We start from the raw sequence: 17,960 nt of genomic DNA on the forward strand, positions 1-17,960 counted from the left end.
CTCCTTTTGAAAACGGTTGTCATTACGGTTAATGTACCGTCCGTGCTGGATTGGCTGTTGGTCCCCTTCGAGGTCCTGTTCGTCAGGCGGGCGCTCGTCGCGGGCGTCCTGGTGTCGTTGATCTGCGCGCTCGCCGGCACGTGGGTGGTGCTGCGCGGCTTGGCGTTCCTGGGCGACGCGATGTCGCACGGGATGCTGCCCGGGGTGGCGGTCGCCTCGCTGACCGGGCAGAACCTGCTGGTCGGGGCCGGGATCAGCGCCGCGGTGATGGTCCTGGGGGTCAGCGCGCTCGGTCGCTCGCGCCAGCTGTCCCGCGACACCGGCATCGGCCTGCTCTTCGTCGGGATGCTGTCGGTCGGGGTCATCGTGGTGTCGCACTCCCGGTCGTTCGCGGTGGACCTCACCGCCTTCCTCTTCGGTGACGTGCTCGCCGTCGGATCGGCCGACCTGCTCCAGCTGGCGATCGCGGTGCTGATCGCGGCGGTCGTCTCCGTGCTGGGACACCGGGCGTTCGTCGCCATGTCCTTCGACGTGCGCAAGGCCGCCACCCTCGGGTTGCGCCCGGGGCTCGCCCACGGTGTGCAGCTCGCGCTGGTGACCCTGGCGATCGTCGCCTCGTTCCGCGTGGTCGGCACGTTGCTGGTGTTCGGCCTGCTCATCGCTCCGCCGGCGGCGGCGCTGTTCTGGGCGACCCGGATCCCGATGGTCATGGCGGGTGCGGCGCTGATCGGTGTGCTGGCCACGGTGGTGGGGCTGGTCGTGTCGTGGCACGCGGGTACCGCCGCCGGGGCGACGATCGCGGCGGCCGCGGTCGCGCTCTTCTTCGTCTCCGCGGCGGCGTCGGCGCTGCACCGACGGGCCGGAGCAACGGCATGACCCTCCTGCGCAGCTGCGCGCTGGTGGTGGCCGTGGTGGTTCTTGCTGGTTGCGGGCCCGCGGAACCGGTCGCGGCGCCGCCGGAGGAGGTCCCGCACGGGTACGTGGCCGGCGCGGAGGAGGTCGCGGAGGCGCAGTCGCGGCTGGTGGTGGCCGACGGCGACACCGGCACGGTCCGGGTGCTCGACCTGACCACCGAGCAGGTGCTCGAGGTGGCCGGGGTCGGCAGGGTCGAGGCCATCTCGGGCGACGGGCGCTTCGCCTACCTGACGACCGGCGGCGGCGTGCACGTCGTCGACGGCGGCTCGTGGATGGTCGACCACGGCGACCACGTGCACTACTACCGGACGCAGCCCCGCGACGCCGGTGTGCTCCCCGGTGCAGGGCTGACGGACGTCCACAGCGATCCGGTCGTGTCGGCAGTCTCCCGGTCCGACGGGTCGGTGGTGCTGCTCGACCGGGCCCGGCTCGACGCCGGTGCGGTCGTCCCCGAGTGGACGATGACCGGTCCGGCGCACCTCGCCCACGCGGTGCCCTACCGGGAGCACGTGCTGGTGTCGGTCGCACGGGAGGGGCAGGAGCGGGCCGACGCGGTCGAGGTGCGCACGAGGCGCGGCGATCGCGTCGCGGCCCTCCAAACCCCGTGCCCCGCTCTGCAGGGTTCGGCGCTGACCCGCCGCGGCGCGGTCTTCGGGTGCGCGGACGGGGCGTTGCTGGTGACCGAGCGGGACGGCGTGTTCACCGGCACGAAGATCCCGTATCCACGGCCCGTTCCGGACGGGGAGCGGGTGCGCGAGTTCGCCCACCGTCCCGGCAGCTCCACGCTCGCTGGACCGGCGGGGGAGCGCGGTGTCTGGTCGCTGGACCTCGCGCGTGCGGAGTGGACGTTCGTGGAGACCGGCCCCGTCGTCGCGGTGAACACCCCGGGCGAGGGCGCGCCGCTGCTGGCCCTGACCGCGGACGGGGTGCTGCACGGCTACGACGTCGCAACCGGACGGGAGACCGCGCAGGTGGCGCTGCTGCGTGCGCCCGTGCCGGCCGGTGCCCCGCCGCCGGTGATCCAGGTCGACCCGACGCGGGCCTACGTCAACGACCCGGCCGCCGGGTCGGTCCACGAGATCGACTACAACGACGATCTCCGACGGGCCCGCACGTTCGACGTGCCGAGCAGGCCCGCTCACGTGGTGGAGACCGGCCGATGAAGGGCTACCGGTCGTTCGCGGCGCTGCTGGTGCTGTCGCTGCTCGTGGGTGTGACCGCGTGCGCGGGCGTCCAGCCGGAGCGGACGCGGGTGGTCGTCACCACGAACATCCTCGGTGACGTCACCAGCAACGTGGTCGGCGACCAGGCCGAGGTGACCGTGCTGATGGAGGCCGGCGCCGATCCGCACTCCTTCGGGATCTCCGCGCAGCAGGCGGCGCTGCTGGAACGTGCCGGCCTCGTCGTCCACAACGGGATGGGGCTGGAAGAGGGTGTGCTGCGCCACGTCGAGGCGGCGCGGGAGGCGGGGGTCGCGGTGTTCGCCGCGGGCGAGGCCGTGCACCCCATCGTCTACGCCACCGATGAGAGTGCGGGCCGGCCCGACCCGCACTTCTGGACCGACCCGCGGCGGGTGCGCGAGGCCGTCGACCTCATCGCCGAGCAGGTGATCGCGCACGTGCGGGGCGTCGACCCCGCCGTCGTGCGCGCGAACGCCGAGCGGTACGGCGCCGAGATCGAGCAACTCGATGCGCTGATGACCGCTCGGTTCGCCGAGATCCCGCCCCAGCGGCGCAAGCTGGTGACCAACCACCACGTGTTCGGGTACCTCGCTCAGCGCTACGACTTCGAGGTCATCGGTGCCGTGGTCCCGAGCGGCACGACGCTCGCATCACCGAGCGCGTCCGACCTGGCGTCACTGGCCGGCACCGTCCGCGACGCCGGCGTCCCGACGATCTTCGCCGACTCCTCGCAGCCCGACCGGCTGGCGCGCGTGCTCGCCGAGCAGGCGGGCCTGCACGTCCAGGTGCGGTCGCTGTTCTCGGAGTCGTTGAGCCGGCCCGGCGAAGGCGCCGGCACCTACCTGGAGCTGATGCGCTCCAACACCGACGCGATCACGGGCGGGCTCGCCCGATCGTGACACCCGAGGAAAGGGAATCATGACCACGTCACTTCGAACCGGACGGTCCGCGAGAGCCGCAGCGCTCTCCATCGTCACCGCCGGTGCATTGGTGCTGAGCGCCTGCGGCTCGGGCGCCGGGAACGGAGGGCAACCGCCCCAGGTGCAACCGTCAGGGACCCAGCCGTCCGCGACTGGTGCGCCGGTGACCGATCCCGTGGTCGTCACCTACGCCGGTGGCTTGTACGTGCTGGACGGCACGACGCTGCAGATCGCGGCGGACGTCCCGCTGGAGGGGTTCAACCGGGTCAACCCCGCGGGCGACGACCGGCACGTCATCGTCTCGACGGCGGCCGGGTTCCGGGTGCTCGACGCGGCCGGCGCGGCGTTCACCGACGTGACGTTCCCCGGCGTGAAGCCCGGGCACGTGGTGCGGCACGCGGGCAAGCTCGTGCTGTTCACCGACGGCACCGGGGAGGTCACGGTGCTGGACCCGCGCAGCCTCGGCGGTGACGGCCCACCCGCGACGCGCGGGTACACCTCGGCCGAACCGCACCACGGCGTCGCGATCGAGCTGGCCGACGGCACGCTGGTGACCACGCTGGGCAACTCCGAGACCCGCCGCGGGATCGTCGTCCTCGACGCCGACCGCAAGGAGCTCACCCGCAACGAGGACTGCCCGGGAGTGCACGGTGAAGCGACCGCGCAGGGCGAAGCCGTGGTCGTCGGCTGCGAGAACGGCGTGCTGATCTACAAGGACGGGGCGATCACCAAGGTGCCCAGCCCGACCGCGTACGGCCGGATCGGGAACCAGGCGGGCACCGACACCTCACCGATCACGCTCGGCGACTACAAGAAGGACAAGGACGCCGAGCTGGAGCGCCCGACCCAGATCTCGCTGATCGACACCGCCGCGGCGAAGGTGAAGGTGGTGGACCTCCCCGCCAGCTACAGCTTCCGATCGCTGGGCCGGGGCCCGCAGGGCGAAGGGCTGGTGCTGGGCACGGACGGGCAGATCCACGTGGTCGACCCGGTGGCCGGAGCCGTCGTCCGGTCCATCCCGGTCACCGGGGCCTGGCAGGAGCCGCTGGAGTGGCAGCAGCCGCGACCGGCGCTCTTCGTGCGGGGCGCGACGGCGTACGTCTCCGACCCCGGCACGAAGCAGATCGTCGCGATCGACCTCACGTCCGGGGCGAAGAAGGCGACCGCCTCGCTCCCGCAGACACCGAACGAGCTCAGCGGCGTCACGTCGTAGCGTCGGGCGGGGATGCGTGCGTTCCGCACGCGAGGGCAGCAAAGCCACTTTCCGGCCCTCACAGGGCAGGAAAGTGGCTTTCCTGCCCTCCCCACGGGCGCTCAGCCGCGTTGCGCTGGGGTGTCGGTGGGCAGCCAGACGCGCATGGTGGAGCCGCCGCGTTCGGCCCAGTCGTGGTACGGGACGAGCGGAACGTCGAAGCCGTCCTCTGCGCCGTCTTCTGCGCCGTCCTCTGCGGCGCCGTCGGGATGCGGGTCGGGCGCGGCGTAGGGCCACGGGCCTGCCGGTGCCACCAGGGGCCGCAGCCGCACGGTGACGGCACCGTCGGCCTCCTGCGGTGGTGCGTCGGCGTCGAGCCGCACCGCGGCGACGTCGGTGTGCCGCCCACCGGTCGCGGCGGCGAGGTCGATCGATTCGAGGCAGAGGACCTCGGGACCGCGCTCCACGGCGAGGCACCCGCGCACGGCGTCGATGCGAGGGTCCGCGGCGGTGAACCGGGGCTGCACCGGCAGGTGCAGCTCAACGACATCGCCCTCGCGGAAGTGGTGCCGGACGTGCACCGTTCCCGGTTCGGCCGCTCGCTCGGCGGGCGGGTCGCCGGCGGTGCGCACGATCAGGCGGGCGCCCTGCGCCCATGCCGGCACGCGCATGGTGAGCGTCCACGGCGTGCCGGCGTCGGCGCGGACGGTGACGCGGACGACGCCGTCGCGCGGGTAGGCGGTGTCGACGTCGAGTGCGATGGCGGCGCCGCCGGGCAGCGCGGTGCGGATCGTGGCCGGGGCGTACTGGTGCAGCTGCAGGCCGTCGTCGTCGGTGGTGGCCAGGTACGCGGTCAGGCCGGCGAGGGTGCGGGCCACGTTGGGCGGGCAGCAGGACACCTCGAACCACGGTGCCCGCAGCGTCGATGACGCGCGCGGGGATACGTCGCTGTCGGGGGCCGGGGTGCCGGGGCGGCGCTGGTGGAGCGTGTTGGCGTAGAAGAAGGACGTGCCGCTGTTCGACGGGGAGGTGGCGACGACGTTGAACAGGGTTCTTTCGATGAGGTCGGCGTAGCGGGGTGCGCCCTGCGCGAGCAGCAGCCGCCAGCTGAACATGATCGAGGCGACGCCCGCGCACGTCTCGGAGTAGGACCGGTCGGGTGGCAGCACCCAGTCCTCGCCGAACGCTTCGTCCTGGTGGTGCGAGCCCTGCCCGCCGGTGAGGTAGGTGCGCCGCGCGACGGTGTTCTCCCATTGCGTCGTCAACGCCGCGAGCAGTTCCGCGTCGTTGCGTTCGACGGCAACGTCGACGGCTCCCGCAGAGAGGTAGCCGGCGCGGACGGCGTGCCCGCGCAGCACCGTCGCCGCCCGCACGGGCATGTCGTCCTGGAAGTAGGAGCGGCCGAACTCGATGTCGCCCAGCGTGCCGGTGCCGCGTCGCTCCACGAAGAGCGCGGCCTGCGCGAGGTACCGCTCCTCGCCGGTGACGCGGGCGAACTCGACGAGCGCGGGCTCGATCTCGGCGTGGCCGCAGACCGACTCGATCCCGCCGGGGCCGAACACGTCGCAGACGAGGTCGGCGGCCCGACGCGCGACCTCGACGAGCACGTCGTCGGTGCCCGGCCGGGTGCGCGCCCGCGCGACGGCGGCCTGCAGGAGGTGGCCGGTGCAGTACAGCTCGTGCCCCCAGCCGAGCGCGGACCAGCGCGCGCGCTGCCCGGGGCGGCCGAACATCGTGTTGAGGTAGCCGTCGGGTTCCTGCGCCGCGGCGACGCGTGCGGTGATCGCGTCGAACCGGGCTTCGAGCGCCCCGGCCGCCCTATCGGTGCTTCCGGAGCGGCCGATCTCCCAGGCCAGGGCTTCGAGGTACTTGTAGACCTCCGAATCGGCGAACTCCCGCCCGCGCCGCCCGGCGGGCAGTGTGCCGGCGGCGGCGAGGTCGAAGTTGGCGATCCAGCCCTCGCGTTCGAGCCGGTCCTCGATGTGCGGCAAGGTCGCCGCGGCGTTGAGGTGCTGGCGGTCCGCCCAGAACCCGCCGGTGAGGGCGACCTCGTCCAGGCCGAGGGGGCGCAGGCGGCCGCGGCTGGGCGCGACGGGGGTCGCGGTCGTGCTGGTGCTCAGGCTCATGTCATCCCTTGATCGCGCCGGACATGAAGCCGCGCACGTAGTGTCGTTGGAGCAGCAGGAACAGCACGATGCAGGGCAGCGCGAGCACGACGACACCGGCTTCGGTGGCGCCGTAGTCGACAACGCCCTGCACCTGGCCGCGCAGGTTGGCGACCGCCAGCGGCAGCGTCATGCGGCTGGAGTCGTTGATCAGGATGAGCGGCGCCATGAAGTCGTTCCACGCCGCGAGGAACGCGAAGAGGCCGACGGTGATGAGTCCCGGTTTCACGGCGGGCACCAGCACCCGCCACAGCGCCGTGAACGACGAGCACCCGTCGACCATCGCCGCCTCGTCGAGCTCCCGCGGCACGGCTTCGAAGGAGATGCGCATCATGAACGTCGAGAACGGGAGCTGGAACATGGTCAGCACGAGCGCGACGCCGACGAGCGAGTTGTGCAGGCCGACCCGGCTGAGCAGCACGTAGAGCGGGATCAGCAGGGTCGCGTAGGGGACCATCAGGATCGCGAGCGTCACCAGGAACAGCAGGTCCTTGCAGGGGAAGGAGAACCTGGCGAAGGCGTAGCCGCCCAGCAGGGAGATCGCGAGGGTGAGCAGCACCGTGAGGACGGAGACGAACGCGGAGTTGGCCAGGTACTGCCAGATGCCGGCCTGGTAGCCGCCCAGCGCCCGGAAGTTCCCGAAGCCCCAGCCCTCGGTCTGGCTGGTGCCAGGTTGCGGCGACACGGCGGCCAGCGCGGTCCAGACCAGCGGGAACAGGAAGATCACGGCGAGCGCGCCGGTGAACACCCAGTACGGGGTGCGCAGTACGACACCGGCGAGCGTGATGCTGCCGCGGCGCCGTCCGCTCCCGACGGGTGCCGCGACCAGGGCGGTGTCCGCGCGTGTGGTCACGACGTCCCCGCGTCGACGTCGGTCCGGTGGAACGCCCGCAGCTGCACGGCGTTGACCACCACCAGCGCGAGCAGCACGAGCACCGAGAGGGCCGCAGCGACCCCGAGGTCGTTCTGGCCCTGGAACGCGACCGTGTACACCAGCTGCACCACGGAGATCGTGCTGTTGTCCGGGCCGCCTTTGGTGAGGATGTAGAACTGCTCGAACGCGAGCAGGGAGCCGGTCACGCACAGCACGGTGGTCAGCGCGAGCGTGGGACGCAGCAGCGGCAACGTCACGTGGCGGAACGTCTGCCAGCGGGTGGCGCCGTCGATGCGGGCGGCCTCGAACACGTCGAACGGGACGGACTGCAGCCCGACGAGCATCAGCAGCATGTAGAAGCCCGCGTACCGCCACACGATCAGGAACAGCGTCGACCACAGCGCGGCGTCCGGGGTGCCGAGGAACGTGAACCCGAGCTGTTCGGTGATCGCTGCGAAGGGGCCCGCGAACGGCGAGTACAGCACGTAGAACAGCAGCGATGCGGAGGCGAGGCCGAGCGCATTGGGCACGAGGAACGCGGTGCGCAGCAGCCCCTTCCAGCGGGTGGATTCCTGCACGAGCAGCGCCAGCCCGAGCCCGAGGCCGATCAGCAGCGCGGTCGCGAGAGCGGTGTAGGTGAGGGTGAACGCGACCGAGTCGAGGAAGAACCGGTTGCCGACGGCCTTGGTGTAGTTCGCCGGGAAGTTCCAGCCCTGGTTGCCGGAGAGCAGCGGCCATCGCGATCCCGACATCACCAGCACGAGCAGCAGCGGCACCACGAACAGCGCCGTGACGAACACGGCTGTCGGGGCCGCGTAGAGCCAGCCCTGCACCGGCCGGCCCTGCCGTGGCCGGCCCTGCACCGGTCGGCCCTGCACCGGTCGGCCCTGCCGCGGCGACGCGACGGTCACACTCAATCGAGCTCCTCGGGCCGGCGGTGCTACTGCTGCGACAGCACCGCGGTGATCTCGGCGTTGTCCTTGGGAAGGTCGGCGCCGCCGTCGAGGACGGCGTTGCGGACGAGGGTCAGCCACGGGCTGTTCGTCGCGTTGAAGGCCTGCTGGAAGTTCGTCGCTACGGGCGTCTCGCCGCCGCTCGCGACCTCGTTGATGGCGACCAGCCGCGGGTCCTGCGCGGCGTAGCGGTTGCCGGCGAGGTCGGAGCGCGACACCACGTCGCGGTTCTTGCCCAGCACCTCGACCTGCGCCTGCTCGGAGAGGAGCCAGTCGAGGAAGTTCCAGGCCTGCGCGGCCTTCGTGGAGTCCTTCGAGATGCCGATCCCGTCGCCACCGACGAAGGTCGAGCGGCCGCCGTCGGGGCCGGGGATGCCGGCCACGCCGACGTCGAATCCCTGGGTCGAGGACAGCAGTGTGGCCGGGTAGAACATCAGCCCGACCTTGCCCTCGGTGAAGCCCGCGGTCCACGTGGGTCCGGCCTCGTCGCGCGAGGAGGGCAGCACGGCGCCGGCGGCCCACAGGTCGCGCCACACCTGGTAGACCTCGGTCGCGGCGGGCGAGTCGAGCAGCGACGTCCCGCCGTCGGGTGAGATCACCGGCGCACCGGCTGCCCAGATGCTGGGGAACCAGGTGAAGACCAGGCACCCGCCGCAGTTGAGGCCGGTGGCGGTGCCGTACGTGTCCGGTTTGCCGAGGGCCTGGACGGCCTTGGCCGCGGCGGCGTACTCGGCGAGGGTGGCCGGCGCCTTCTCGGGGTCGAGCCCGGCCTCGCGGAACAGGTCCTTGTTCCAGAACAGCATCGACAGGTCCAGGACGAACGGCAGCACGTGCGCGCGGTTCTCGAACGTGCCGGCCGCCATGTGGCCTTTGTTGATCGAGGTCTTGAACGGGAGGCGGTCGATGCTCGCGCTGATGTCCTGGAACAGCCCCTGGCGCACCCAGCTGGGGACGTAGACGATGTCGGCCGCGAACAGGTCGGGCAGGCTGCCCGCGCCGGCCGCGGCGCCGACCTTCGCCACGTAGTCGTCGTTCGGGACGACGGTGAGCTCGACCTTGTTGGTGTGCGCGGCGTTGTAGGCCTCGACGAGCAGCTTCGCCTGCTTCTCCAGCGGGGCGCGGGTCCAGAGGGTGAGCGTCGTGCCGTCGTCGAGGCCGTTCGGGCCGACGGCGGCCGGGTCGGGGGCGCTCGGGGCGGCTCCGGATCCGCACGCGGTGGCGAGGCCCAGCAGCACGACCGCAGCGGCGGCGGTCAGGGTGCGCAGGATCGACCCTCTCGACGCGTTCCTCATGCTGAGCTCCTCGTTGCGCTCCGTCGCGGACGATGAGAAATGCTTTTCGCAAGCGCTATCGAGCCAAGGTCAAATAACAAGGTCAGATGGCATACTCTGCTGCCGAAAAGCTTTTCGGAACCGTAGTCGGATCGGGTGACGACGTCAAGCGGCGGCCGTTGTTACTGTTCGGCGACGGGCGGTGTGGGCGGAGGCGGGATGGCAGGCACGGAACAGGTCTCGGCGAGCGGCGAGCGCGGCCAGCGGCCGGTGACGCTCACCGACGTCGCCCGCCTGGCCGGGGTCTCGATCGCCACGGCGTCCAAGGCGCTCAACGGACGCGACCAGGTGGCGCCGGCGACCCGGCAGAAGGTGATCGCCGCGGCCGATCGCCTCGCGTTCAGCCCCAACCCGCTGGCTCGCGGACTGCTCGCCGGGCGGACCGGCACGGTGGGCCTGCTCACCAGCGACCTGGTCGGCCGGTTCGTGATCCCGATCCTGATGGGCGCCGAGGACGCGTTCGGCGCCGGGAAGATCAACGTGTTCCTGTGCGACGCCCGCGGTGATGCCATCCGCGAGCAGCACCACCTGCGTGCGCTGCTGAGCCGCCGGGTCGACGGGCTGATCGTGGTGGGGGAGCGGACCGACCCGCGCCCGTCGTTGGGCAAGGACATCCCGGTCCCGGTGGTGTACGCCTACGCGCCGTCGGACGATCCGAGCGACCTCTCGCTCACCCCCGACAACACCACGGCGGGCCGGATCGCGGTGGAGCACCTGGTCGGCAGCGGGCGCACCCGGATCGCGCACATCTCCGGCGATCCCGGGTACGCCGCGGCGCGTGCCCGGGCCGCCGGGATCGAGGCGGCCTTGGGGGAGGCCGGGCTGGAGCGGATCGGCGACGTCCTGTTCTCCGAGTGGTCGGAGCGTTGGGGTCGTGATGCCGCCGCGCTGCTGCTGACCCAGCACCCGGACATCGACGCCGTGGTGTGCGGCTCGGACCAGATCGCACGCGGGGTGCTCGACACCGCACGCGACTTCGGCCGCGCGGTGCCCGAGGACATCGCCGTCATGGGGTTCGACAACTGGGAGGTGCTGACGACCAACTCGCGCCCGGAGCTGACCAGCATCGATGCGAACCTGCAGGAGCTGGGCCGCACGGCGGCGCAGCGGGTGTTCGCGGCGCTGGACGGGGTGGACGTCGGCAGCGGCACGCAGTACCTGCCGCCACGGCTGGTCATCCGGGGCTCCACGATCGCGCGGCGCTGAGGGATCCCACCCTCCCCGCGGTCATGTTTCGTGGGCCGCCCGCACCGATACGAGAGGGCAGGAAAGCCACTTTCCGGCCCTCACAGAGCCTGGACGTGCTGTCAGGTGAATCGCCGCATGCCCCTGTCCGACGGTGCTCACCGTCGATTCACCGTGCACACCGCCGGCCATGTGCAAAGCACACCGCCGGTGTGCATAGTGCGCCCCGCTCCCAACCGCGGAGCCCACCCGGCTCCGCACAGCGACCTCCCCGCGAGCAGGACGCGTGCGCAACGCACACGTTGCCAGGAAAGCCACTTTCCTGGCACCACAGGACAGGAAAGTGGCTTTCCTGGCACCCCCGACCACCCACCCGGACGAGGGGCACGGTCAGCTCGCACTCGCTCACATGTAGGCGTGAACGACTGCGAGTTGATCAACTCGGGGAGCGGTGAACGCGCACTCACTCATCAGCAGCCATGAACAACAGTGAGTTGACCAAGTCCCGGACTGCCCGCACCATCCGACGCCGACCATGATCACCAGCCTGGCGCACGAACCGACCAAAATGAGTCGTTCACGCACCGAGACGGTGATCATGAACCCGGCCCTCGCCGCCCGAGCCGCACCCGCGTGCGACCGGGCACGAGCGGTTTCCGACCTCTGTCAGCCCGCAGCCGCGGACCCCAGTTGCGCCCGGCACGGATTCAGGCCCGGCAGCCCGCCCCGGCCGACGAGGTGGAGTGGATGGCGTGGGCTGGCTAGACCGGCTCGCTGTACCAGCGCCGGTGCACGGCTGGTTCGACCATGAGCACGCTCGCGGTGGCGACGGCAGCGACGAGCCAGACCAGCCGGTCCGTCGAACCGACCGCGGCGACGATCCCCGCAACCGCCGCGACGGCCGGGCGGACCAGCGTGAACGGACCCAGCGCGAGCACCATCACGAACGTGCTCTCCCGCATCGGCAGCAACAGGTAGGAGATGAGCGAGAGCACCACGACCGCGGCGAAGGGCAGCAGCACCAGGAGCATCCGCCCACCGGCCGAGACCAGCTCGTCGTAGCGCTGCCCCGGGTCCGCCGCGACCGCGATCCCGATCGCGACGAGCAGACCCACGGCCGCGGCGCCGGCGGCGCCGACCCCGAGCCCGCGCCAGGCGGCACGCCGGTTGTAGGCGTCCTTGCGGATCCGCGCGTTGCGGCCCGTCGCGGCCCGGAACCCGGCGAACAGGCCGTCGACGAGCGCCAGCACCCCCAGCGTGATCGGGATCATCTGGGACCCACGAGACCCTTCGCCCGGCGACCCAGCTCGGCGCGGAACCGCGCCGTCAGCGCGGGGCGGATCCCGATCACCGGCCGCATCGCGGCGCAGAACGGGTTGGCGTGCCGGGTGGGTTCGAACAGGAACGTCTCCATCCCGCTCGCCTGTGCCGCGGCGGCCAGCAGCACGTCGTCGCCGTGGGCTCGACGCGCCGACGCCACCCCGTCGTGCCGGCCGAGCGGCTCCCGCATCCGGGCGCGGTGGTAGATCCAGGCGCCCAAGGGCGCGAGGCGGGTCGCTGCGATGTCGTAGTGCACGAACGCGGCCGTCGCGGGCCGGTCCTGCGCGCGGAAGAACGTCCCCAGCGCGTCGGCGGGGAAGTGGTGCAACACGCCGTTCGAGAGGTAGAGGGTCGCGTCCTCGTCCAGCGCGAAGGCGTCGCCGCACACGAACCGGCAGGGCAGCCGCTCCTCGACGGCGAGCCGCTGCGCCTCGCCGACCAGCGCGGGGTTGAAATCGACGCCGATCAGCTCGACGTCGGGCCCGAGCACGCCCGAGCTGGCCAGCGCCCGGACGACGTAGCCGAGGCCGCACCCGATGTCCACCACCCGCAGCGGGTGAACGCCCCCGTCGCGGGCCGCCGCGAGCACCGGGACGAGCATCTCCGCGAACCGCTGCGCCATGTGCAGCTCCTCGCCGAGCCGCTGCAGCTCGGTGTGGGCGCGCACGAGCAGCCGGTCGACGGCAGCGTCGTCGAGGTTGGGGCCATCGGTCGGGATCCGCTCCACGATGCGGGCTGCCCGCGCGTCGGCTGCCGCCCGCAGCCGGGCGACGACGTCCGCCTTGACGACGGGCAGCCGCTGCCGAGTGGCCGGATCCCAGCTCACCACCAGGTCGGAGATCTCCAGCACGGCCATGGCGGCACCGTACCGGCGGGCGCGGTCGCCGATTCGAGGCCGCGCCCGCGGGTCGTGGATACGATCACGAGGTGCCCGACGCGATCTTCGCCGATCCCCGGCTCGCGGCCGTCTACGACGCGTTGGAGGGGGAGCGCGCCGACCTGAAGGCCTACCTCGACATCGCCGACGAGCTGGGTGCGGGTCGGGTGCTCGACGTCGGCTGCGGCACGGGCTGCCTGGCGTTGCTGCTGGCCGGCACCGGCCGCGAGGTCGTGGGTGTCGACCCGGCTGCGGCGTCGCTGGCGATCGCGAGGTCGAAGGAAGGCGCTGATCGAGTCGCCTGGGTGCTCGGGGACGCCAGTACCGTGCCGGCCGTCGGGATGGATCTCGCCGTGATGACCGGGAACGTGGCTCAGGTCTTCCTCACCGACGACGACTGGGCCCGAACCCTGCAGGGCGTTCATGCCGCGCTGCGGCCCGGGGGCCATCTCGTGTTCGAGACGAGGCGGCCCGAACGTCGGATCTGGGAGGAGTGGGCCGCAGGTTTCGGGCGGTCCACCTACGACATCCCGGGGATCGGATCGGTGGAGCAGTCCTCTGAGGTGACCGACGTGAGCCCCCCGTTCGTGTCCTTTCGTGGCACCTACACGTTCCAGTCCGACGGCGCCGTCATCACCTCCAAGTCGACCCTCCGGTTCCGCAGCCGGCACGAGGTGGAGGAAAGTCTTGCGGCCCACGGCTTCCACGTGCGGGATGTGCGGGAAGCCCCAGATCGCCGGGGCCTCGAGTTCGTGTTCCTCGCGCAGCGATAGTGCCGGAATTGTCTGAATCGATCTGAGCGCCGGCCGTTGACGCCCTGTCGTTGGCTTCTAGACTTGAGTCGTTCACCACTTGTCAATCTTCTTCATCCAGTGAAGGGTGTCGCAGGTGGTGCAAGCGGTTGATGGGAAGCGCGCGTTGGACGATGGGCCGACGCAGGAGCTGCCCGTCGTCGGCAGCCGGGCCGTCGAGACGGATGATCCGCGCAGGTTGCCCCGCAGCGTGGCCGCCCTGGCCCGGCTGGGGCAGCGGAGATGGGTGTCCGCCGCCGTCGCGATGGTGATCGTCGTGTTCGGTGTGCTGGGTGCTCTCATCCCGGGTGAGTTGGTGGAGTTCCGCGGGGAGTGGCGATTCGATCTCGACGGGGAGAACACCCTGCCCGCGCTTTTCTCCGCCGCGTTGCTCGTGTGCGGTGGGCTGAGCCTGCTCACGGTCGCGATATCGATCCGCTACATCGCGTTGGGGATCATCGGCGCGCTGCTCACCTATATGGCTTTGGACGAGGTGCTGGGGATCCACGAAAGGTTGGAGACGGTCACCGGTATCAGCTGGCAGGCGCTGTACCTGCCGATCGCCGCTGTGGCCGGGGTCGCAGCCCTGCTGATCGGTGAGCGGCTGCGCAGGGCTCGGCTGTTCCTGCCGTGCGTGGCGTTGGCCGCGGGCGGTGTGGCGTGGGTCGTCGCCCAGCTGCTGGAGAAGCTCGAGTGGGAGGGCGACGTCCCCCAGCCGGGCTACGTGCCCATGATGGTCACCGAGGAGATCCTCGAGATGGTCGGCTCGTTCTCGTTCCTCATCGCAGGGTTCGCCCTTGCCATCGCGGTGAGCCGGGAGTTGCTCCTGCCGCCGCGGCACCAGCAAGCCGGACGACGGAACGGCGCGGCAGGCTCGCCCCGCTGACCTGGGCACGGCGGCGGCAAGAATACGACGATTCCTGGCGGCCGGGAGTATTTGGGGATTCTCCGGTCATTCATACGCTGTCGACACAGTCTCCCATTCGAATCGGGGTCAACGTGATCGGCTTCGTCGCCAAACTATCGGATCGCATCCTCAGCACACTCGTCCCGCAGGCCGGCGCGGCTGCGCAGTCGCCACCCTGCAAGCAGGCGCCGCCACGGTTCTGCTCGTGCTACGGCAGCCGGGCGTCCTATCGGCCCTGCATCATCTGCAGCGATGGCAAGATCTCGTGCAGCCCGACCTGTTCGCTGACATACACCTGCTGACGACCGGCGGCAGGGCGAAGCGCGCAGAGTTTCGGCGTGAATCGGAACGGGCAGTTACAGGCGCGCGGCCCCGACCGCATGGGTTCCCGACCCCTCGGCAGGAACCCGGCCGACAGCAGGGCGGTCCAGCACCGGATCGCCCTGCTGCCGCGTGTTGCGCCGGTCCGTTCAGGCGGGCGGGATGCGGGAGGCGATCTGTTCCTGGGCGTGCGGACACTGGTCGAAGGCCACTGGGCAGGTGAGAGCGTGCTCGATGAGGCCCTTCGCCGCCTGTGCCTGGGCGATCCGGTGCTCGAGGACGGTGACGTGCCGACGAAGCAGATCGGCGTGGTCCATCGGGTTGTCCGTGGACAGGATCTCGTGCAAGTCGCGCAATCCCAGGTTGGCTTCCTTGCCCATCAGGATCATGGCCACGCGCGCCAGATCGGCCTGCCCGTAGCGGCGTTGCCCACCGGCGTCCCGAGCGGGAGCCAGCAGGCCGATGCTCTCCCAATGCCTCAGCACGTGGGTGGCCAGGCCGAACCGGTCGGCGATCTCGCCGATGGTGAAGCAGGGGCCCGGAGCGGTTGACTTCATGTGCACATTAACCAGCAGCCTGCCGGCATGGGCAACAACGACCAGAATTCTGCCGGACTCGCCATCACCCGCGTGGCCAACGCGTGCGTCCTGCTCGAACTGAACGGCCACACGATCCTCACCGATCCATGGTTCACCGAGCGTTGGTACCTGCGGCGCGGTGAACCGCTCGGACTGGAGATCGCCGAGCTGCCACGGTTGACGGCGATCGTCGCCACGAGTTTCGCAGCCAACCACTGGGACCTGCGCGCGTTGCGCGGGTACCGCCACAAAGCGGTCACACCCGTCTACGTGAGCACCGCCCGGATGGTGCGCCAAGCCCGCGCCCTGGGCTATCCACTCGTGGAGCGTCTGCGATGGGACGAGACCCGCCACCCCGCTCCGTCGCTGTCGGTGGAGGCCGTCCCCGCCGGGCGGACCCTGGCGTGGCCCAACAACGCCTACGCGCTCAGCAGCGGCGGGACCCGGGTCTTCTTCGGGGGTGAGATCTCCGATGTCGCATGGCTGGAGCGCTACCGGGCCCGGCGCGGTCCGGTGGCGGTGGCGCTGCTTCCCGTCAACGGTTTGCGGCCGGTCCTCGGGCCGCCGCTGGTGATGGGGCCCCGCCAAGCCGTGCAGGGGGCCGATGCCTTGGGCGCGCACACGCTCGTTCCGGTGCACGATGCGCACGGCGACGACCTGCTCTCGCTGGTCTTCCACCGGAACGGCTCCGCGGCCGAGGCCGAGGAACTCGCAGCGGGCCGATCAGCCGGACTCGACGTCGTCTGCCTGGCGCCGGGGACCCGCTGGGCGTACCCGGCGGCCGTCTGACGAGCACCGAGATGCCCCGCCACCTGCCGCGTCCGCGGCACCGATCGACACGTGAACGTCAGACCGCGCGGGCCGCGACGAACGCGGCGGCGGCCCGGTCGAAGGCCGATATCCGGGCGGTCGCGGCGGAGGCGAGCCAGACGAAGCGCCATTGGAAGGGCGGGACGTCGGTGATCGGCACGTAGGCGACGTCGGGACGGACGTAGTAGGTCGTGGCCTGGGTCGGCACCGGATAGGTGCCGATGCCGGCGCCGACGAGGGTGAGCATCTCCTGGACCGTGTTGAACGACGGGCCCCGTTGGACGGGCCGGCCGTCGGCCGTTTCCGCGGGCACGAGGGCCTGGTCCCAGTAGCTGGGAACCGCGGACGGGGTGCTGAGGACCTTGGTGCGGGCGAGGTCGGCGAAGGGCACCGACCGCCGGCGCGCGAACGGGTGCCGGGACGAGACCGCCAGGAGCCGGTCTTCCTCGAACAGCACCCCGCCCGCGGCGAGCTCGGCGTTGTCGCCCTCCTGGACGGGCAACGTGGCGAGCACCATGTTGATCTCGCGGTTGCGGAGGGGTTCGAGGCCCTCGCCGAACTGGTTCTCGCGGACCTGGACGGCGCAGTCCGGGTGGTCGGCCATGAACGTCTCGGCCACCTCCAAGACGAACGGACCCGCGGCGGCACCGACGAAGCCCACCCGCAGGACGTCATGGATGCCACGAGCGGCGGCCGTCGCCCTGTCGAGAGCAGCGTGGATCTGCTGGTAAGCGGGCCGCAGCTCGTCGCAGAGGTGGCGCCCGATCGGCGTCAGCGCCACGTGCCGGCTGGTGCGCTCGAACAGCGGGGCCCCGATGCGTTGCTCCAGTTTCTTGATCGTCTGGCTGACCCGGGCCGTTGAGACGTACAGCCGCTGGGCGGCGCGGCCGAAGTGCAGTTCGTCCGCGAGCGTCAGGAGGATCTCCATTTCCCGCTGCTCCATCGCGCCTGATCGCCCTTCCGCTCATCGGTAACCCGTCGGTTAACGATCGTTGCGCAGACGCTCGTTGTTAGCGGTCACATTCGACGAGATCGTGACCGTACTCGGACACGGACAGGGGCGAACATGATCGGGATCAGCCGTCGCGGGGCAACCACGCTGGTGGGTGCGGCGTGAGCACGCGTGCGGGCGGAGTCGCCCTGGTCGGCGCGACGATCACGACAGGCTTGTCGGCCGGTGCGTTCGAGGTGTTCGGCCACACCATCATGCCGGGGCTGAAGAGCACCGACGACCGCACTTTCGTCGCGGCGTTCCAGAGCATCGACCGGGCGATCATCAACCCGCGGTTCCTCGGCGGCACGTTCTTCGGCGCGTTGGCGTTGACCGCGGCCGCGGCGATCGCCAACCGTCGGGAGCGGCACCGGGCGCACATCGCCGGAGCGCTGGTGCTGTACCTGGCTGCGGTGATCATCACCATGCGGGTCAACGTCCCGCTCAACAACGCCATCAAGACCGCCGGCGATCCGGACCGGATCGATCTCACCGCCGTCCGGGAAGCCTTCGACGAGACCCGCTGGGCCCGGTGGAACACCGTCCGCAGCGCCGCGGCGACCAGCGCGTTCGGCCTGCTGGCGTGGGCACTGGTCCAGCACGACCGGACGACGGACTGACCGTCATCCCATCCGCGTTGCGAGAAGAG

17 protein-coding genes are annotated in these 17,960 nt (G+C 71.1%); 9 read left to right on the forward strand and 8 right to left on the reverse strand.

Annotated elements, in window-relative coordinates; all coding sequences use genetic code 11:
- Positions 1-45 precede the first annotated feature (45 nt).
- The 4 genes from aztB to aztD are packed head-to-tail and all read left to right on the forward strand — an operon-like array spanning position 46 to position 4,229.
- The gene (gene aztB, locus LL648_RS38775) at positions 46-876 is read left to right on the forward strand and encodes a zinc ABC transporter permease AztB (RefSeq protein WP_232667977.1); all 831 of its coding nucleotides are present in this window, start codon (positions 46-48) and stop codon (positions 874-876) included.
- Positions 873-2,078 carry a hypothetical protein gene (locus tag LL648_RS38780; RefSeq protein WP_232667950.1) on the forward strand — a complete coding sequence of 402 codons (1,206 nt, stop codon included), beginning with the start codon at positions 873-875 and terminating at the stop codon, positions 2,076-2,078. The genes aztB and LL648_RS38780 overlap by 4 nt, the downstream gene beginning before the upstream one ends.
- Positions 2,075-2,995, forward strand: coding sequence for a zinc ABC transporter substrate-binding protein AztC (gene aztC, locus LL648_RS38785; RefSeq protein WP_232667951.1), 921 nt, complete (start codon positions 2,075-2,077; stop codon positions 2,993-2,995). The genes LL648_RS38780 and aztC overlap by 4 nt, the downstream gene beginning before the upstream one ends.
- A gap of 19 nt (positions 2,996-3,014) precedes the next feature.
- A complete protein-coding gene (gene aztD, locus LL648_RS38790) occupies positions 3,015-4,229 on the forward strand; it encodes a zinc metallochaperone AztD (RefSeq protein WP_232667952.1) in 1,215 nt (404 codons plus the stop codon).
- 101 nt (positions 4,230-4,330) lie between these two features.
- Here the strand turns inward: aztD and LL648_RS38795 are convergent, their stop codons facing one another.
- From LL648_RS38795 to LL648_RS38810, 4 genes are read right to left on the reverse strand one after another with little or no spacing between them, the layout of a single operon-like run.
- Entirely contained in the window at positions 4,331-6,334 is a 2,004-nt protein-coding gene (locus tag LL648_RS38795; protein WP_232667953.1) for a glycoside hydrolase family 127 protein, read from the reverse strand.
- 1 nt (position 6,335) lies between these two features.
- Complete coding sequence (locus LL648_RS38800) at positions 6,336-7,226, reverse strand: carbohydrate ABC transporter permease (RefSeq protein WP_232667954.1); 891 nt, start codon at positions 7,224-7,226, stop codon at positions 6,336-6,338.
- Entirely contained in the window at positions 7,223-8,158 is a 936-nt protein-coding gene (locus LL648_RS38805) for a carbohydrate ABC transporter permease (protein ID WP_232667978.1), read from the reverse strand. Before LL648_RS38805 ends, LL648_RS38800 begins: the two co-directional genes overlap by 4 nt.
- A 29-nt stretch (positions 8,159-8,187) precedes the next feature.
- Positions 8,188-9,492, reverse strand: a complete 1,305-nt coding sequence (locus LL648_RS38810; RefSeq protein ID WP_232667955.1) for an ABC transporter substrate-binding protein — start codon at positions 9,490-9,492, stop codon at positions 8,188-8,190.
- 198 nt (positions 9,493-9,690) lie between these two features.
- Here LL648_RS38810 and LL648_RS38815 point away from each other — a divergent pair, with 198 nt between their 5' ends.
- Positions 9,691-10,737, forward strand: a complete 1,047-nt coding sequence (locus LL648_RS38815) for a LacI family DNA-binding transcriptional regulator (protein WP_232667956.1) — start codon at positions 9,691-9,693, stop codon at positions 10,735-10,737.
- 740 nt (positions 10,738-11,477) lie between these two features.
- On the opposite strand, the gene LL648_RS38820 is transcribed toward LL648_RS38815, so the two are convergent.
- Together LL648_RS38820 and LL648_RS38825 are read right to left on the reverse strand one after the other, a co-directional pair.
- Positions 11,478-11,987, reverse strand: coding sequence for an oxidoreductase (locus tag LL648_RS38820; RefSeq protein WP_232667957.1), 510 nt, complete (start codon positions 11,985-11,987; stop codon positions 11,478-11,480).
- Complete coding sequence (locus tag LL648_RS38825) at positions 11,984-12,892, reverse strand: class I SAM-dependent methyltransferase (RefSeq protein WP_232667958.1); 909 nt, start codon at positions 12,890-12,892, stop codon at positions 11,984-11,986. Before LL648_RS38825 ends, LL648_RS38820 begins: the two co-directional genes overlap by 4 nt.
- 71 nt (positions 12,893-12,963) lie before the next feature.
- On the opposite strand from LL648_RS38825, the gene LL648_RS38830 reads away from it, so the two are divergent.
- Together LL648_RS38830 and LL648_RS38835 are read left to right on the forward strand one after the other, a co-directional pair.
- Positions 12,964-13,686, forward strand: a complete 723-nt coding sequence (locus tag LL648_RS38830; RefSeq protein ID WP_232667959.1) for a class I SAM-dependent methyltransferase — start codon at positions 12,964-12,966, stop codon at positions 13,684-13,686.
- Positions 13,687-13,831: 145 nt separating this feature from the next.
- On the forward strand, positions 13,832-14,590 hold the full coding sequence (locus tag LL648_RS38835) for a hypothetical protein (RefSeq protein WP_232667960.1): 759 nt from the start codon (positions 13,832-13,834) through the stop codon (positions 14,588-14,590).
- Between the two features lie 491 nt (positions 14,591-15,081).
- Here the strand turns inward: LL648_RS38835 and LL648_RS38840 are convergent, their stop codons facing one another.
- Positions 15,082-15,489, reverse strand: a complete 408-nt coding sequence (locus LL648_RS38840) for a MerR family transcriptional regulator (protein ID WP_232667961.1) — start codon at positions 15,487-15,489, stop codon at positions 15,082-15,084.
- Positions 15,490-15,516: 27 nt separating this feature from the next.
- Between LL648_RS38840 and LL648_RS38845 the strand changes: the two genes are divergently transcribed.
- A complete protein-coding gene (locus tag LL648_RS38845) occupies positions 15,517-16,299 on the forward strand; it encodes an MBL fold metallo-hydrolase (protein WP_232667962.1) in 783 nt (260 codons plus the stop codon).
- 58 nt (positions 16,300-16,357) lie between these two features.
- Here the strand turns inward: LL648_RS38845 and LL648_RS38850 are convergent, their stop codons facing one another.
- Positions 16,358-17,248 (reverse strand): LysR substrate-binding domain-containing protein, encoded by an 891-nt coding sequence (locus LL648_RS38850; RefSeq protein WP_232667963.1) that lies wholly within the window; start codon positions 17,246-17,248, stop codon positions 16,358-16,360.
- Positions 17,249-17,433: 185 nt separating this feature from the next.
- On the opposite strand from LL648_RS38850, the gene LL648_RS38855 reads away from it, so the two are divergent.
- Positions 17,434-17,931, forward strand: coding sequence for an anthrone oxygenase family protein (locus LL648_RS38855; RefSeq protein WP_232667964.1), 498 nt, complete (start codon positions 17,434-17,436; stop codon positions 17,929-17,931).
- The last annotated feature ends 29 nt before the right edge of the window (positions 17,932-17,960 follow it).

The organism is Pseudonocardia sp. TRM90224, assembly GCF_021245725.1.
GTDB lineage: Bacteria > Actinomycetota > Actinomycetes > Mycobacteriales > Pseudonocardiaceae > Pseudonocardia.

Bases quoted from the DNA above. Each gene is read 5' to 3' on its own strand.
- LL648_RS38815 (WP_232667956.1), top strand. From the start codon at position 9,691: ATGGCAGGCACGGAACAGGTCTCGGCGAGCGGCGAGCGCGGCCAGCGG.
- LL648_RS38825 (WP_232667958.1), bottom strand. From the start codon at position 12,892: ATGGCCGTGCTGGAGATCTCCGACCTGGTGGTGAGCTGGGATCCGGCC.
- LL648_RS38845 (WP_232667962.1), top strand. From the start codon at position 15,517: ATGGGCAACAACGACCAGAATTCTGCCGGACTCGCCATCACCCGCGTG.
- aztD (WP_232667952.1), top strand. From the start codon at position 3,015: ATGACCACGTCACTTCGAACCGGACGGTCCGCGAGAGCCGCAGCGCTC.
- LL648_RS38850 (WP_232667963.1), bottom strand. From the start codon at position 17,248: ATGGAGATCCTCCTGACGCTCGCGGACGAACTGCACTTCGGCCGCGCC.
- LL648_RS38810 (WP_232667955.1), bottom strand. From the start codon at position 9,492: ATGAGGAACGCGTCGAGAGGGTCGATCCTGCGCACCCTGACCGCCGCC.
- LL648_RS38780 (WP_232667950.1), top strand. From the start codon at position 873: ATGACCCTCCTGCGCAGCTGCGCGCTGGTGGTGGCCGTGGTGGTTCTT.
- LL648_RS38795 (WP_232667953.1), bottom strand. From the start codon at position 6,334: ATGAGCCTGAGCACCAGCACGACCGCGACCCCCGTCGCGCCCAGCCGC.
- LL648_RS38840 (WP_232667961.1), bottom strand. From the start codon at position 15,489: ATGAAGTCAACCGCTCCGGGCCCCTGCTTCACCATCGGCGAGATCGCC.
- aztC (WP_232667951.1), top strand. From the start codon at position 2,075: ATGAAGGGCTACCGGTCGTTCGCGGCGCTGCTGGTGCTGTCGCTGCTC.
- LL648_RS38820 (WP_232667957.1), bottom strand. From the start codon at position 11,987: ATGATCCCGATCACGCTGGGGGTGCTGGCGCTCGTCGACGGCCTGTTC.